The organism is Craterilacuibacter sp. (genome assembly GCF_051659485.1).
Taxonomy (GTDB): Bacteria; Pseudomonadota; Gammaproteobacteria; order Burkholderiales; family Chromobacteriaceae; genus Craterilacuibacter.
The window spans coordinates 1-1182 of sequence record NZ_JBOFOO010000060.1; the positions used below are offsets into that span (position 1 = coordinate 1).

The 1182-nt window shown below is 60.2% G+C and carries 2 protein-coding genes; both read right to left on the minus strand.

Annotated features, from left to right (window positions below):
* Positions 1–948: peptidylprolyl isomerase (locus ACRC1E_RS01995; RefSeq protein ID WP_438513432.1), on the minus strand; the 948-nt coding region annotated here is incomplete at its 3' end.
* A 12-nt stretch (positions 949–960) separates the two neighbouring features.
* Positions 961–1182, minus strand: a 222-nt coding sequence (locus tag ACRC1E_RS02000) for a hypothetical protein (RefSeq protein WP_438513433.1), incomplete at its 5' end; no start/stop codon positions are given.

A 1182-nucleotide genomic window follows, 5' to 3' on the forward strand; every position in this document is an offset into this window, starting at 1 on the left:
ACCCTGTTGCAGACGGTCGCGTACCTGCTGGATACGGGTACGGGCATCGGCTTCGGAGACCGCTTCATTGGTACGGATCAGAATGTGGCGGGCATGGTATTGCTCGACCATCATCGGTGCCGAGCGGTCGCGCTTGTCCTGCAGCTGGAAAATATAGAAGCCGGACGGTGTGCGTATCACCTCGGTGTGACCACCCTTGCTCAGGGCGTCGAGCAAGGCCACCAGATCGGGCGGCAGTGACGAGCTGCTGCGCCAGCCGATGGCGCCACCTTCCAGGGCATTTTTGGCGTCCGAATAGCTGGCGGCCACCTGGGCAAACGGCTTGCCGGACCGGATGTCGGCCAGTGCGCGCGCCGCTTTTTGTGCGGCGGCTTCGGCGGTTTTATTGTCGGCGCGCTCGGGCACGCTCACCAATAGGTTGGCCAATTGGTATTCGCTTTTTTGCGCATGCTGTGCGCTATTCATCACCTGCGCGACTTCCTGATCGGACACGGTGGCCATGGAGGACGCGACGCGTTCCTTCAGCCGTTCCAGCAGGACTTCGCGGCGCAGGTTGTCGCGAAATGCGTTGTAGTTTGTACCTTCTTTCGCCAGCCGCGCCTTGAGGCCGGCTACATCGGTATTGTTTTGCCGTGCCAGACGCGTCAGGGTGTCGTCCAGCTCGCTCTCGCTGACCTTGATGCCGTTATTGGCCGCATATTGCAGCTGCAGCTTTTCGCGTTCGATCTGGTCCAGTACCTGGCGTTGCAGCACGGCAGTCGCCGGCAAGGGCACGTTCTGGCGCTTGAGGTTGGCTTCAACCTGTGCCAGGCGCGTGTTCAGTTCGGACTGGGTGATGGCATCCTTATTGACCACGGCGACGATGCGGTCGAGGGTGACAATGGCGGCCGGTGCCTGCAGGGAAAACAGGCCGGCAATCAGGCCGGCAAGGAGTGTTTTTTTTATCATGGGCATCATTCGTTATTCGTTGATTTTGCTGTAGCCCGGAATGGCCAGGCGCAAGGTGTTGTCCAGCGTCCCCAGACTCGACATGTCTTTCAGCTCCAGCTGGAACATGACCGAAGTCTTGAACTGGTCGATATCGGTGACGAAGCGCTGGCCCACCATGCGGAAGGTCCAGCAGCCGGCGTTGTATTCAAAGCCGGCCAGCGTGTCGAAGGCCTGTTTGGCCGCCAGCGAGTA